We start from the raw sequence: 14,562 nt of genomic DNA on the forward strand, positions 1-14,562 counted from the left end.
CTTGGTACAGCGAATCCCCATGATCCGGAATTATCTGAAAATCGCCTGGAGGAATCTCCTCAAAAACAAGACGTTCTCGCTGATCAACATCGCGGGACTGTCGATCGGGATGGCCGTTGCCCTCCTGATCGGGCTTTGGCTCCACGACGAGCTGACGTTCGACAAGAGTTTTCCCAACCACGACCGCATCGTGCAGGTGATGCAGCACCAGACCTATAACGGTGTTGTAAGCACGCAAACCGCCAACCCTTACCTGATGGCCGGGGCGATCCGGGAAAAGTACGGTGCGGATTTCAAGTATGTGGTGCAGGCCAGCTGGATCAACGGGCATGTGCTTTCGTATAAAGACAAAGCGTTATCACGCAATGGCAGTTACTATGAACCAGCGTTCCCGGAAATGTTGTCACTCGAAATGGTGGCCGGTACGCGTAACGGGCTGCAAGACATCAATTCGGCGATGATCTCGGAATCCACCGCGAAAGCGTTTTTCGGCGATGGGGAAGCGGTGGGCCAAATCCTCAAAATCGACAACCAGCTTCCGGTAAAAGTAACCGGTGTGTATAAAGACCTCCCGCAAAATTCGGAATTCGCGGGCCTTCAGTTCATGTGCCCCTGGGCTTTGTATCTGTCAGACAATACCTGGATCCGGGAAATGGAAAACCCCTGGCGCTCCAATTTCACGCAAACCTATGCCATGCTGGCCGACAACGTAGACCTGGCAACGGTTTCCGAGAAGATCAGGAATGTAAAGCTGGACAATGTCAGGGAAGAAGAGAAAGTTTTCAACCCACAGGTTTTCCTTTGGCCGATGGCGAAATGGCATCTGTACAATGACTGGAAAAACGGAATAAATATGGGCGGCCGGATCAATTCGGTATGGCTGTTCGGCATCATCGGCGTATTTGTGCTGCTGCTGGCCTGCATCAATTTCATGAACCTCAGTACCGCCCGCAGCGAAAAGCGTGCGCGGGAAGTGGGCATCCGCAAGGCCGTGGGCTCTCATCGCCGGCAACTGATTTTCCAGTTTTTCAGTGAATCCACTTTGCTGGCACTGATAGGCTTCGTACTGTCGATCGCGTTAATAGCAGCTGCCCTCCCCTTGTTCAATGAAATTGCGGGCAAGACGATGGTTTTGCCGCTGCGGGAGCCGCTTTTCTGGGCGGCCGGCCTCGCTTTTGTGGTGTTGACAGGCCTGCTTGCCGGTAGTTACCCAGCGTTCTACCTGTCGTCCTTTCAACCGGTAAAAGTGCTGAAAGGCACGTTCAAGGCGGGACGGCATGCTGCCATTCCCCGAAAAGCCTTGGTGGTATTGCAATTCACCGTTTCGGTAATGCTCATTATCGGCACGCTCATCGTTTTCAAACAGATCCGCCATGCGCAAGACAGGCAGGTAGGCTACGAGCGGGAAGGCCTGATATATGTGTTTATGTCTACCAAAGAGCTGCAGGATCATTACGATGTGATCCGCAACCAGGCGATCGCATCCGGCGCGGTGACGGAAGTTTCCCATTCTTCTTCGCCGCCGAATTCGGTGTATGCCATCAACAACGGGTTTACCTGGGAAGGGATGGAAGAAGGCGCGCAGGGGAACTTCGTGCAGGTAGATGTTTCCCACGACTACGGAAAGGCCGTGCAATGGGAGATTGTGCAGGGGCGCGACTTTTCAAAACAACTTGCATCAGATTCCAACGCGATGGTACTCAATGAATCGGCGGTAAAATTCATGCAGTTGAAAAACCCCATCGGCTCCATTATCAAAAAAGACGGACATGCCCATACCGTGGTGGGCGTTGTAAAAGATATGATCATGCAATCCCCCTATTCGCCGGTGTTCCGCACCATTTGGACCATCGATCCGGAAGGAGGCAATATCTACCTCATGCGGCTCAATCCAGACAAGCCTACCGCCGCTTCACTCAAACAGCTGGAAGCGGTTTTCGCAAAGTACAACCCCGGTATTCCTTTCATGTACGAATTCGTGGACGTGCAGTATAAACAGAAATTCCTGTCGGAACAGCGGATCGGGAAGTTATCGGCCTATTTCGCCATGCTGGCGGTTTTCATCAGTTGCCTGGGGCTCTTCGGCATGGCGAGCTTCATGGCGGAGCAGCGCACCAAAGAAATCGGGGTCAGGAAAGTGATGGGCGCATCCGTATTCAGCCTGTGGCGGCTCATGTCTACCGATTTCGCCATACTCGTATTGATCGCCCTGGCGATAGCGGTGCCCCTGGGCTGGTGGGGCATGCAATACTGGCTGAACAATTTCGAATACCGGACCATCGTTTCATGGGACATTATCGCCCTCACCTGCCTCGGCGCCATGTCCATCGCCATCCTCACCATCAGCACGCAAAGTATCCGCGCGGCTTTGACAGACCCCGTCAAGAGCCTCCGGTCCGAATAATCTTTTCTTCTATCGCTTGCAACGCGGCTCCGGGAACGGGGCCGTTTTGCTTTTGTATCACTTCCGCATAAAAATCCCCGACAGCAGCCGCACCACCAGCAACGACGCTGCACTGAATCCCAACGTCAGCCACCAGTCTATCGCCGGCATCATCTGCAGGCGCAGCGCTTCCGCCACCGGCGGAATGAACAGGCATCCGAACGTGATACCCGCGCTGAGGAAAATCGAACCGATCAGGTATTTATTCCGCATCACGGGGCCGCCGAGGAATTTCTCGCGCGGTTCCTTCATGCTGAGCGCGTGGAAGAGTTGGGAAAGGATGAGGGTATAAAAAAGTACGTTATTGGCCGCATGCCGGTCAGTTTCCCCCTCCCGGAAATACTCCGCCGTGAAAGCCGCGCCCAATGCGCTTCCGCCGATGACGGCTGCGTATACCCAGATCCACGTCCAGCCGTTGCGGCTGAGGATGGGCTTGCGCGGATCGCGGGGATTTTTCTGCATGACGGTTTCGTCTCCCTCCGTGAAACCCAGCGCCATGGCGGGAAATACGTCGGTAATGAGGTTAATGAACAGGATTTGAATGGCCACCAGCTGAAAGGGAATGTTGAAAGTGGCCACCAGCCCTATCACCAGCAGTTCGCTCAAATTGCAGGATAACAGGAAAATAATGAACCGGCGGATGTTCGTGAAAATGACCCTCCCCTGCCGCACGGCCATCACGATGGATTCGAAGGCATCGTCTTTCAGCACCATATCCGCCACTTCCTGCGACACCTGCGTGCCGCGGATCCCCATCGCGATGCCGATATCCGCCTTTTTGAGCGCCGGCGCGTCGTTGACGCCGTCGCCCGTCATGGCAACGATCTGGTGTTGATCCTGCAGCCCTTTTACGAGATCCAGCTTCTGTTTGGGGCTCACCCTGGCGAACACGGCGGCGCCTTCCCAGGCCCCGGCGTCCTTTTCCAGCTCCCGGCCCGTTACCACCGGTTTCTGCCCTTCTTCCACGATATCGAGCTGTTTGGCGATGGTTGCGGCCGTGGCGGGATGGTCGCCCGTGAGCATGAGCACCCGGATGCCCGCGCCGTGGCATTCGCGGATAACGTTTTTAACGCCGGCGCGCGGCGGGTCCATGAACCCCGTAATGCCGAGGAACACCAGCTCCTGCAACATTTCACCGGGCCGGGCGCTTTCTTCCCGGCTGGCGTAACCGAGGGTTTTGAGGCCCGATGCGGCCAGTTTTTCCGTGGCGTCCATCCATTCTTTTTTGTCGGCGCCGGTGAGGGGCTGCGGTTGGCCGTTTTTGAGGATGGCGGTGCAATACTCCAGCAGGTCTTCCGTGGCGCCTTTGGCGGACACGCGGAACCGGCCGTTGTTTTGATGCAGCGTAGCCATGACGCGGGTATCGGAGTTGAAGGGGGCTTCGTCCATCTTTTGGAAACCCGCGCGGATCGGTCCCTCTTCCGCACCGGTTTCCCCGGCAAATTGAAGGAGGCTCACTTCTATGGGGTCGCCGATGTGCTGATCGCCGTTCAGGGTGGCGTTGTTGCAGAGCACCGCCGTTTCCCGCAGCAGGCGGAAGACCTCCCCGGCCGGGGGCTCCGCTCCTTGTTTCCAATCGGCGCCGGGCAGCCAGGCTTCCGTCACCTGCATCCTGTTTTCCGTCAGCGTCCCGGTTTTATCTGTACAGATCACCGTCGTGGCCCCGAGGGTTTCCACGGCGGAGAGTTTTTTCACGATCACGTTCTGCCGCGCCATACTGATCATCCCCCGCGCCAGGCTCAGCGTCGCCACCACGGGCAATCCTTCCGGAATGGCCGCCACGGCCAGCGCGATGGATGTTTTCAGCATTTCCAGGATGGGCACCTGGTTCAGCACACCCGCCCCGAAGATCAGGACCACGATCACCACCGTGATGCCGATGAGCCGTTTGCTGAAGCTTTCCAGCTTCTTTTCCAGCGGCGTGGCCGATTTCTGCGCTCCCGCCACCATATGCGCGATCTGCCCCAGCTCGGTTTTCATGCCGGTGGCGGTACACAGCACATGGGCGTTTCCGTTGCGGATAAAGGTGCCTTTGTAGACCATGTTGGTGCGCTCGGCCAGGGGCGTGTCTTCCGGTAGCTCCGCCGGCGATTTTTCGACTGGGAGCGATTCACCGGTGAGGGCGGACTCATCGGCCTGGAGGCTTGTGGATGTGATTATCCGTCCATCAGCCTGTACCATATCGCCGGCGTCGAGCAGCAGCATGTCGCCCGGGACGATTTCGGTGGAAGGGATTTCGGTGATCTGTCCGCCCCGGAGCACGCGGGCCGACTGTGTCGTCATCTGCCGGAGGGCGTCCATGGCCTTTTCCGCCTGGAATTCCATAATGAAGCCGATGAGTGCGTTGAGGAGGATCACCACGGCGATGGCGATCGCGTCCAGCCATTCCCGGAAGAACAAAGACATCCCCATGGCGATGAGCAACAGGTAGATCACGGGGCTCATGAACTGGTGCAAAAGGATCAGCCAGGGCGATTCCCGCCGGGTGGCGGCCAGTTCATTGGGCCCATGTTCGGCCAGCAATTCGGCCGATCGGTCGGGGGAAAGCCCGGCGGAAGGGTCGGCCCCGAACTGCTGTATTAAATCTTCGATACGGCTATGAAATTCCATGCGGCAAGTGTTGGTGTGTCAAGACTTTACAAATGAGCAACAAATTTGTTACCGATTCGGTGACGCAAACACGTTTTTATATGGAAAATTCGTTGTAAATTAAATCTACATTCAGACTACCTATAACTGTTACATACATGCCAGCGCGTATTATTGCTTTCGTGTGCCTTTTGATGCAGGCTAACTGCCTGCTTGCGCAAAATCTTCAGTTCGACGGGCTTTATTCCGCCCCTACGGGCCGTCTGCCCGAGGTTTCCACTGCCGTTCACACGTATCTGCGTTTTTACCCGGACGGGGTATTTTTTCTGCAATCCGTACCGTCAGACAATGCCCAGAGCGTGGCGGAATGGTTCGGCCGCAACAAGAAATACGCCCAGAAAGGCACCTACACCATGCATGGCGGCGAACTGGTGATGCACCTGGGCAACGGCGGGAGTATGGGCTCCACGTCGGAAGACGGGCAGCCGGCTTTCCTCCGCGGACAGGTGAAAGACGGGCGGTTGGAGCTGACCAACATCAGCGATTGTTCCGAATACAGCTATGCGTTCAAGTCCGTGCAAGACACCACGGTCGTGAAATACAACCGTTATCAGCCTGAGCTTCGCCTCCCCGGCGCCTGGAAGCTCCAGGAATGCCTGAAAGACAAAAAACAGCAAATCATCCTCACCAATGCCGACTCCACCGTGATCGCCATTTGCGTGATGCCCGGCGAAGCGCTGGACGTGTTCGTACGCGAGCGCACCGATTTCGAAAACGCTCTCGCCTATTATAACTGGGACGCCCGCACCCTTCGCGAGGAATCCCGGATGACCGTTCGCAAGCTCACCGAAAACCGCGAAAAGGCCTATATCTGCTGGCAGGCCAAAAACGGTCAGAACAACATGTATTTCCTGTTCGGCACCCGCGGCAACCTCCTCTACAATTGCATGATCAAAGCGCCGGACATGCCGGAGCAGGAAAAAATCGACCTGCTGGAAAGAGTGTATGAAATGAATCACTTGTAAACCGTGTACAGCGGCTTCCAGTCGCTCTTCGGCTCAAAGTGCCGCCAGATCAGCGCGGATACGTTCCTGATCAATACCACCGCTTCATTATCGTCTACCCAACGCTGGTCTTTATTGTTCTTCGTAGCGATATGGAACACGTAATCGCCATGCGGCGCATTCACCAGCACCACTTCCGACCGCGACGCATCTACCGATCCCGTTTTATGGGCGGCCTGCACGAACGGCGGGATTTGCGACAGGGAAGATTCGTCGTAATAACCGCGGCACATGAGCCGGTACATGCGGTCGCACGCGGCGGGGCTCAATATTTCTCCTTTCCGGATCAACGTCACCAGGCGCGCCATTTCGCGGGGCGTTGTCTGTCCCCAACCATAAATTTTCCAGATATCGGCACGGCCGGGCGTGCGCGAATTCACGCGGGTATCCCTGAAACCGTATTGCTCGAGGATTTCGTTGACACGTTGCCCGCCGCCGGCCAGCGCCTGGTTCCAGAGCGAAGTGGTGTTGTCGCTGTAAGACATCATGAGCGCGGCCAGCACGCTGATTTCCGTTTCGGCGCTGTCTTTGAAGAACTGCATGATCCCCGAGCCGCCGTACTTCGCGGAATCGCGGTAGACCATGGGCTGGTGGTATTTCAGTTCCCCCTTCTCGATCTTGTCGAACAGCCCCACCAGCAGCGGTACTTTCACGATGCTGGCGGTCGGGAATACCGTATCGGCGTTGATGGCAGCGAAACGGCCCGTTTTCAGGTGCTGCACGTAAATACCCACATCGCCGTTGAAACTGCGCGTCAGTTCGAGCAATTGGGCGGTGAGCTTACGGTCTTCCTTCTGGGAAAAGGCCGCGAGCGGAAGGGCCACGAAAAGGCAGAGCGCCCGGAGGCAAAAGCGATGGTTCGGCATGTTGGGGGATCCCGGGTTTGGCAAGGATCACCCAAAATAAAAAAATCGCCGGCTTTACCTATGGTTACACGCCGATGTGCAGGAAGAGGTTCACGCCCTCGGGCTCGCGTTCCACATATACCCGCTCCGCATCCGCGCCTGCGCGCAAAGCCAGATCGCGCAGATGGCCGGCGGAACGGTGATGGAGGTACCATTCGCTGATGATCTCCATATAACCGCGCGTGGGGTTATGGTCGCCGAAATTACCAACGATCACTTCGCCGCCGGGCTTCGTCCAGCCCATCATCTTCTGCAACAGCTTCACGAAAACACCATCTTCGAAATAGTCGAACAGTCCTGCGCTCCAGGCCACATCGAACCGCTGGTGCGTATCGAAGCGGAACACGTTCCGGTGGATGAATTCGATATGATTTTTGAAGGCAGCATTGAGGTTGGACGCGTACGCGATGGCTTTATCGTCTGCTTCCACGCAAACCGTCTGCATCCTGGCGGGATCGATACGGGCGTACGCTTCCGCGAGATCGCGGCCCGGGCCGCTGGCGATGTTGAGCAGGCGGAAGGAATCGCGGGCGCGGAGGGTTTTGCGGACCATGCGGATGAAATAGTCTTTCCGGTTGCGGACCGCGCGGGTGGCGGGTTGGCGATGCCAGAAGATGTCCCACTTGCACAGGCGCCCGTCTTCCGTCACTTCCTGCCGGTAAATTTTATCGATGATGAGAAAATCGCCGGCGTACCCGAATGGTTTGGCGCGGGCATGGCCGAGGATGGTGTGGCCGATGGCTTCGTTGCTGCCGAACCCTTCGTACAGGGATTCCCGGTCGGCTTTCGAGAGCTCCCCGGCACGGAGGGCCGCGGCGATGTATTCGAAAATCTCGTTCAGCTCGGCGTATTCGTGGGGCTCGGGGCCGCCGTTGCCGATGATGCGGTGTAAAAACCGGAATGATGCGGATGTTGCTAACATATGGGGTAACATTTTTTTGTAAAAGTGCGGGAACGGGCGGGGTGATGGAAGTCGCAATTAATGGAGAGTGCTTTTGGGTTAACCGGGAGGCGTCAATCATTAATCGGCGCTTCCGGACCGGGAAGCGCATCCCTAATTTCACGGAACAAAACCCCATTGTCATGCAACACATCGGTATCATCGGCGCGGGCCTCAGTGGCCTCGTTACCGCAAAAGCTTTCCTGGGCGCGGGCTACCGCGTCACCCTGTTCGAAAAAGCCGCCGCCATCGGCGGTGTATGGGAAAAGAGCCGCTCCTATCACGGCGTTGCCACCCAAACCACCCGCGACGAATACGCATTTTCCGACTTCCCCATGCCGAAAGATTATCCGCTCTGGCCTTCTGGCGAACAGGTGAAACGCTACCTGCAATCGTACGCCGAACACTTCGGCATATTGCCCAACATCCGGTTCAACACCGCCGTTTCCTGGCTGCGCCACGAAGACGGCGCCTGGCTGGCAGACTACACCCATTTGCCTTCCGGACAAACAGACACGCAGGTGTTCGATTTCATGGCCGTTTGCACCGGCACGTTCAGCACGCCCAGCATTCCCGATTTCCCCGGCGCGGCATCCTTCACCGGCCAACTCCTCCATTCCAGCCAGATCACCGACGCAACCGCATTGAAAGGGAAGCGCGTGGCCGTGGTGGGCTTCGCCAAATCGGCGACAGACGTGGCCACCCTGTCGGCCGGCATCGCTACAGAAACGCATTTGCTGTTCCGCAAGGCGCAATGGAAAGTGCCGCGTTACTTCGGGAACCTCATCAACATGCGTTACCTCCTTTTCTCCCGCTTCTCCGAAGCCTTCTTCAACGCACCTTATAAAACCCCGTTCCAGAAATTCCTCCATTCCGCCGGCAAGCCCATGGTATGGATGCAATGGCGCGGGCTTGAACTGTTATTGAAAACCCAGTTCAAACTGAAAGCCTGCAACATGCTCCCCTCCCACCGTATCGAAGACCAGATCAGCTGCAGCCTGGGCGTAGCGCCGGAAGGGTTTTATCAGAAGGTGAAAGACGGCTCCATCCGCGCGCAGCAAACGGAAATCGACAGGATCGAAGGCGATGTGATACATCTCAAAAACGGTAGTTCGTTACAGGTAGACATACTCGTTTGCGGCACGGGGTTCCGTCAAACCCTGAACTTCCTCGATGCGCGCCACCGGCAACATATCATCGGCGAGCAGGGACATTTCCGGCTGTTCCGCAACATCCTTCATCCCGATGTGCCGAATCTGGGTTTCGTGGGATACAACTCCAGTTTGTTCACGACCCTCACTTCCGAAATCGCCGCCAACTGGCTGGTACGTTATGCACAAGGAAGTTTGCGTCTTCCGCCACCCGAACAAATCCGTGCGGATATCACGTTCATGGGCAACTGGCGCCAATCCGGCAGGCCGATCGCCGGGGAATTCAGCGGCACCTGCGTTGCACCGTTCAATTTCATGCACCTGGACCAGCTGATGCGCGACATGGGCCTGCGCACCACCGCCACCCGCTGGTTGCCGTACGAATTTTTTAAGCCCATCAACCCGAAAGATTATCGTATTTTACTGGGAGATTCCCCAAAGGATGTACCCCAGTCTCGGGCGGCCGTCCGCACCGCAGACGCTATCGCGTAAAACAATGAAAGCAACCGATCAGATCGCAGCGTTGAAAAACCGGATCAGGGAACTGGAAGCAGCCGCTTCCGACCCGCATCCACAGCCAGCTTCAGATGCACCGTCCGTCAAAGTACCGGCGGCGTTCGATCCATATTTCCGTGCAGCGGAACAAACGGTAAAAACCTATTTTTCCGACATCCGGATGCGCCCCTCGGAAGGCACCATCGAAATTTCGGGCGAGCGATACGTGCTGGTAAGGGCTTCCGCTTTTTCGAAAGATTTTCTCGACAGCATCCGCCATCTTTATGCAGACCGCGGCCAGAGCGAGGCTTTCGGGATCGGCCGCGATTTTTTGTTCGATATTTCGCACGCCATCGGCATCAACGACGCCAAGGCTTTCCATGCAAAAATGAATGTCACCGACCCGCTGTCGCGCCTGTCGGCCGGGCCGGTGCATTTCGCTTATACGGGCTGGGCTTTCGTGGACATCCTGCCGGATAGTACGCCCACGCCCGACGATCGCTATTTCCTCCACTATCACCACCCGTTTTCTTTCGAAGCGGATGCCTGGGTGCGCGCCGGCGTTCAATCCGACGCGCCGGTCTGCATCATGAGCGCCGGGTATTCCACCGGCTGGTGCCAGGAAAGCTTCGGGCTGCCGCTCACCGCGGTGGAAGTGAGCTGTCGTGCAAAGGGCGACGCGCAATGCACGTTCGTCATGTCGCCACCGCACAAAATCAACGAACATCTGCAGCGGCTGGCGCAGGAAAAAGGGATGCCGGCTACCTCTGTGATCACGCCCGACATTCCGACTTTCTTCCTCCGCAAAACCATCGAAGAACAACTGGAAAAGGCACGGGTGATGGCGGAAGAATCGTCGCGCACGAAATCGGAGTTCGTCGCCAACATGAGCCATGAATTGCGGACGCCGCTCACTGCGATCCTCGGTTTCACGGAGCTGCTGAAAAAAACGCGCCTGTCTGCCCGGCAAAACGAATACCTCGAAGCCATTTCCACTTCCGGCAGCAACCTGCTCGCTACCATCAACGATATCATGGACCTCAGCAAGCTGGACGCGGGGAAGATTTCCGTGGCCGCCGCGCCGCTGAACATCCCCCAGATGCTGCATGCCATCGGGCTCATGCTCGATCCGAAGGTCCGCAGTAAAGACCTGCAATACACCCTCACCATCGATGAAGCCCTGGCGCAGCCGCTCCTGGGCGACAGCATGCGCGTGTCGCAGATTTTATTGAACATCATTTCCAATGCCGTCAAATTCACTGAAAAAGGCGGCGTTACGATCAGTTGCACGGCCGAAGCGGATACTTCGCATTCCCTGCGCGCCGTTTTCCGCATCCGCGATACCGGCATCGGGATTTCCGCGGCCAAACAGGCGTCGGTGTTCGAGCGGTTTACGCAGGCGGATACGGCCATTTCCCGGAAATACGGAGGCTCTGGCCTGGGGCTCGCCATCGCGCGGGAGCTGGTGCAGATCATGGGCGGTTCCATAACGCTGGAAAGCAAACCGGGCAAGGGTTCCGAGTTCATCGTAAAACTACCTTTCGTGAAAGCCGCCGCGCATGAGGACCCCAGCCAGCCCGAAGCCACCGCCGCCGCAGGGGGCGCGGGTTGCAGGGTACTGGTCGTCGAAGACAACGTCCTGAACCAGAAAATGACGCGCCTCATGCTCGAAAACAACGGCTACACGGCGTTCGGCGTCAACAGCGGCACCAAGGCGCTGGCCTGGTTGCGGAAAAACACGGCAGACCTCATCCTGATGGACATTCAAATCCCCGGAATGGACGGATACGCCGCCACCCGGAAAATCCGCGGGGAGCTGGGTTTGCAGACGCCGATCATCGCCATCACCGCCCATGCGTTCAGCGGCGAAAAGGAAAAATGCATCGCCGCCGGCATGAACGGCTATCTTTCCAAACCATTCCGCGAAAGCGAGCTGCTGACCGTCATCGCCGGCAACCGCCCCGCCGCCGTGGCCGATCTCCGTTTCCTACGCGAGCAAACCCGCCACAACGCCGCGTTCATGCAGGAAATGGTAAGCACGTTCGTGCAGCAGGCCCCCAAAGACCTGAAAGCCCTCGAAAAAGCCGCCGCATCCGGCAACGGGGAACAGCTATACAAGATCGCGCACACCATGAGCACGTCTGCCGGGTTCTTCGGCCTGGCGGAGCACATCGGTGCGGAGTTGCGGACGCTGCAACAAACGCGCAAAGCCGAGCCCGCGCAACTGCAAAAGATCAGGCGCGTGATCGAACAGGCGATCGCCGAACTGGCGGAACTTACACCATCCGCCTTGTCATCAGCATCATAAAATCTTCTTTCTTTTTAGGGGAAATGGCTACCATGGCGCCGTCGCTCATGATGGCATAGCCGCCGTCGGTCTTCACCCAGCGTTTCACATCCTTGAGGTTGATGATGTTGGAGTTGTGGATGCGGAAGAAACCGTATTCCTGAAGTGTGTTTTCGTATTCCTTCAGGTTCCGGCTGACCATGATCTGCCTTCCGTCTTTCAGGAAAAAAATCGTATACGGGCCTTTGGCTTCGAGGCGGATGATGGTGGAAAGCGGCACGAAATCGACGCCTTCGGAAGTAGACAGGCTGATGCAGAAATCATCGCCGGAGGAGCGGGTGATATTTTTCAGCAGGAGATCGAGCCGGTTATCGTCGGACGTGGATCCCATTTGCCTGATCGCTTTGTCCACGGCCTGTTGCAGCTCGTCGAACGCGATGGGTTTGAGCAGATAATCTACGGCGGAAAACTTGATGGCTTTGATGGCGTAATGATCGAAGGCGGTGGTGAAAATGACATGGAATTGGCGGTCGGCCGTGCGTTGGAGCACATCGAACCCGGTGCCTGTCTGCATTTCGATATCGAGGAAAACCAGTTGCGGGGAAAGTGTTTCTATTTGCGCAATGGCTTCGTCTACGTTAGACGCCGTGCCGGCGAGCTCCAGCTGCGGGCAGTGCTCACGGACCATGTTGGATAGAAATTCGCGGCTCAGGATTTCATCTTCCACAATGAGCGCTTTGATTTTCATAAACGGGTTTTGAGGTGGTAACAAGATACGGTGTTTTTTTCATCGGATGGTGACGATGGCCGTGTTTTCGCGTCCTCCTTCCACGCTTGCTTTCCTCGTTTCCAGGCGTACGTTCCGGGTGTGAAGGGCGTTGTACCGGCGGATGCGCTCGTCCAGCATGGCGGAATGATCTTCCGTTTCGCGGCCGAAAGCGCCCGGTTTGCCGTTGTCCGAAATTTCCAAGCGGATGCTGTCGCCCTCAGGTTTCACGTCGATCCGGATCCAACCTTTTTCCGTCCTGTCGAGATGTAAAACCCCGCGGTAGAGCGCTTCTTCCACGAGGTGGTGCGTCAGGAACGGGGGAATGTCTTCCAGGCCGGCATCCCCGACCAGGTTGATCTCGAATTCGAACCGGTCGGGGAACCGGTATTGCTCTAACAGTAGATAGTCACGCACCAGTTCTGCTTCGTCGTTCAGTTGAATGGCCGTTTCGTCGCCGTATTGGATCATTTTCCGGAGAAATGCCGAAAACCGCCCGATGTACTGCAGCGACGTTTTCTTATCGTCCAGGCTGATGAAATATTGAATGGAATTCAAGGAGTTGAAGAGAAAATGGGGGTTGAGCCTCGCCTGCAACAATTTCAATCCCAACAAACCCTCCATTCTCTCCAATTCAGCCCCTTGCTTACGGAGCAAATCCGATTGAGCCCTCACACGTCCACGCAGTCTAACCGTACATCCATACGATCTTACCCCCCACATGATCAGTAACCCTGCTGCGACTGCGCCGAATATCCAACCTGTAACCATAGATTACTCCTCTGCTTTGACAACAAAGTTGACGAATTAAACGGCTGTGGGGAAGCGGGAATTAACGGATGAGGGGTTTGGGTTAACGGATGAAGGGAAAATTCGTATTTTGTTACCCATTGCTATTCTTAATGTATTGATATGCAGACTCGCCGTACCTTTTTGCAGCGCGCCGGGATGGGCGCATTCGCTGCTGTTTTGCCTTCGTTTTCCTATGCCATTCCGCCGGCGGCTTCCGGGCATGGCAAGCCTTTGAAGATCGGGTTCATAACCGATCTGCATCATCTCCAGTTCGGAAAAAATGAGGAGCGGCGGATGAAAGCCTTTATGGATGCGGTGATGGAAGAAAAGCCCGATTTCATCCTCCAGTGCGGCGATTTTTGCCGGCCCAAGGGGTCGGATGTCATCATGTCTGAATGGGACCGGTTCAAAGGGCCCAAGTATCACGTTATCGGCAACCACGATATGGACGTGTGCGACAAATCGACCATCATGGCGCTCTGGGGAATGGAGAAAAGGTACTATTCCTTTGATACGGGCGGATTTCATTTCGTTGTCATGGACCGGAACTTTCTCCGGAAAGAAGACGGCACCCTCGCCCATTACGACACTTCCAACTGGGGGCCCATGCCTTCCGAACAACGCTCCTTTACCGACGCAGAACAGTTGGAATGGCTGAAACAGGACCTCGCAGCGGCAAAGGCTCCGGTCGTAATCTTCATGCATCAGCCCGTTTTCCTCAGCGAATGGACCACCGAGCTGGGGAACGCCGCCGAAATCCTCACGATTTTTGACCAGCACAATTTCGCCGCCACACATTCTGGTTCGAATGCGAAGGTTTGCGCCGTTTTCATGGGGCACGACCACGACGACCGTTACGGCGAGCGCAACGGCGTCCATTATTTTATGATGAACAGCGCATCCTACATTTATACCGATACCGGCGCGCATTATTATAACGATTCCCTGTTCGCCTTTATCACTTTAGACCCGGCCGGGAAGCTGCAGATCCATGGCCGCAACAGCAGCTATCCTGCCGGAACGCCGGAAAAGGTAATGGCGGCTTACCCGCCGAGGATCAGCGACCGCAACCTGAAAATCATTGCTCCCGGTGTCAAAAAAGGATAAAGACCACTTCGTGGGATAGGCTA

Annotated in this window: 10 protein-coding genes; 5 read left to right on the forward strand and 5 right to left on the reverse strand. The window is 56.4% G+C overall.

Translation table 11 applies throughout. The annotated features are described in order from the left end of the window. The first annotated feature begins 19 nt into the window (after positions 1-19). Positions 20-2,404: an ABC transporter permease gene (locus WJU22_RS24150; RefSeq protein ID WP_341840737.1), complete on the forward strand. Its 2,385-nt coding sequence runs from the start codon at positions 20-22 to the stop codon at positions 2,402-2,404. A gap of 57 nt (positions 2,405-2,461) precedes the next feature. On the opposite strand, the gene WJU22_RS24155 is transcribed toward WJU22_RS24150, so the two are convergent. Beyond that, on the reverse strand, positions 2,462-5,053 hold the full coding sequence (locus tag WJU22_RS24155; RefSeq protein ID WP_341840738.1) for a cation-translocating P-type ATPase: 2,592 nt from the start codon (positions 5,051-5,053) through the stop codon (positions 2,462-2,464). A 137-nt stretch (positions 5,054-5,190) separates the two neighbouring features. Here WJU22_RS24155 and WJU22_RS24160 point away from each other — a divergent pair, with 137 nt between their 5' ends. Continuing rightward, a complete protein-coding gene (locus WJU22_RS24160) occupies positions 5,191-6,057 on the forward strand; it encodes a hypothetical protein (protein ID WP_341840739.1) in 867 nt (288 codons plus the stop codon). Here WJU22_RS24160 and WJU22_RS24165 read toward each other — a convergent pair. Together WJU22_RS24165 and WJU22_RS24170 are read right to left on the reverse strand one after the other, a co-directional pair. Beyond that, the gene (locus WJU22_RS24165) at positions 6,048-6,962 is read right to left on the reverse strand and encodes a serine hydrolase (RefSeq protein ID WP_341840740.1); all 915 of its coding nucleotides are present in this window, start codon (positions 6,960-6,962) and stop codon (positions 6,048-6,050) included. The two genes, WJU22_RS24160 and WJU22_RS24165, sit on opposite strands and share 10 nt — an antisense overlap. A gap of 64 nt (positions 6,963-7,026) precedes the next feature. Further along, the gene (locus tag WJU22_RS24170) at positions 7,027-7,923 is read right to left on the reverse strand and encodes a class I SAM-dependent methyltransferase (protein WP_341840741.1); all 897 of its coding nucleotides are present in this window, start codon (positions 7,921-7,923) and stop codon (positions 7,027-7,029) included. Positions 7,924-8,084: 161 nt separating this feature from the next. Here WJU22_RS24170 and WJU22_RS24175 point away from each other — a divergent pair, with 161 nt between their 5' ends. Further along, positions 8,085-9,584 (forward strand): flavin-containing monooxygenase, encoded by a 1,500-nt coding sequence (locus tag WJU22_RS24175; RefSeq protein WP_341840742.1) that lies wholly within the window; start codon positions 8,085-8,087, stop codon positions 9,582-9,584. A gap of 4 nt (positions 9,585-9,588) precedes the next feature. Next, positions 9,589-11,895: an ATP-binding protein gene (locus WJU22_RS24180; protein ID WP_341840743.1), complete on the forward strand. Its 2,307-nt coding sequence runs from the start codon at positions 9,589-9,591 to the stop codon at positions 11,893-11,895. On the opposite strand, the gene WJU22_RS24185 is transcribed toward WJU22_RS24180, so the two are convergent. Together WJU22_RS24185 and WJU22_RS24190 are read right to left on the reverse strand one after the other, a co-directional pair. Continuing rightward, positions 11,864-12,622 carry a LytTR family DNA-binding domain-containing protein gene (locus tag WJU22_RS24185; protein ID WP_341840744.1) on the reverse strand — a complete coding sequence of 253 codons (759 nt, stop codon included), beginning with the start codon at positions 12,620-12,622 and terminating at the stop codon, positions 11,864-11,866. The two genes, WJU22_RS24180 and WJU22_RS24185, sit on opposite strands and share 32 nt — an antisense overlap. 39 nt (positions 12,623-12,661) lie before the next feature. Then, positions 12,662-13,264, reverse strand: a complete 603-nt coding sequence (locus WJU22_RS24190) for a sensor histidine kinase (protein WP_341840745.1) — start codon at positions 13,262-13,264, stop codon at positions 12,662-12,664. Positions 13,265-13,552: 288 nt separating this feature from the next. Between WJU22_RS24190 and WJU22_RS24195 the strand changes: the two genes are divergently transcribed. Next, positions 13,553-14,539, forward strand: coding sequence for a metallophosphoesterase family protein (locus WJU22_RS24195; RefSeq protein WP_341840746.1), 987 nt, complete (start codon positions 13,553-13,555; stop codon positions 14,537-14,539). Positions 14,540-14,562 lie beyond the last annotated feature (23 nt).

Source organism: Chitinophaga caseinilytica (assembly GCF_038396765.1).
Taxonomy (GTDB): Bacteria; Bacteroidota; Bacteroidia; order Chitinophagales; family Chitinophagaceae; genus Chitinophaga; species Chitinophaga caseinilytica.